The sequence below is a fragment of the Psychrobacter sp. 16-MNA-CIBAN-0192 genome, from assembly GCF_040309565.1.
GTDB lineage: Bacteria > Pseudomonadota > Gammaproteobacteria > Pseudomonadales > Moraxellaceae > Psychrobacter.
Genome location: NZ_JBEOOX010000581.1, coordinates 1 through 247 on the forward strand (window position 1 = coordinate 1; position 247 = coordinate 247).

Annotated in this window: 1 protein-coding gene; it reads left to right on the forward strand. The window is 42.1% G+C overall.

Annotated elements, in window-relative coordinates; all coding sequences use genetic code 11:
• A partial coding sequence (locus tag AAEY78_RS14470) for an acyl-CoA dehydrogenase family protein (RefSeq protein WP_352340139.1) occupies positions 1–208 on the forward strand: 208 nt, incomplete at its 5' end.
• Positions 209–247: the final 39 nt, after the last annotated feature.

Sequence of the window (247 nt, forward strand, 5' to 3'; positions counted from 1 at the left end):
GGCTAAACGCTTTGCAACCGATGTAGGTTTTACTGTTTGTAATGACGCGCTGCAAATTCACGGTGGCTACGGATACATAAAAGAATACCCGCTTGAGCGCCATGTTAGAGATGTACGTGTTCATCAAATTCTTGAGGGCACTAACGAAATTATGCGTGTGATTATTGCGCGTCGTATCTTAGCCGAATCAGCCAGCGAAGTTTTATAAGGAGATTAGTATGTCAAATCCTAGCATTGAGTTAACTAT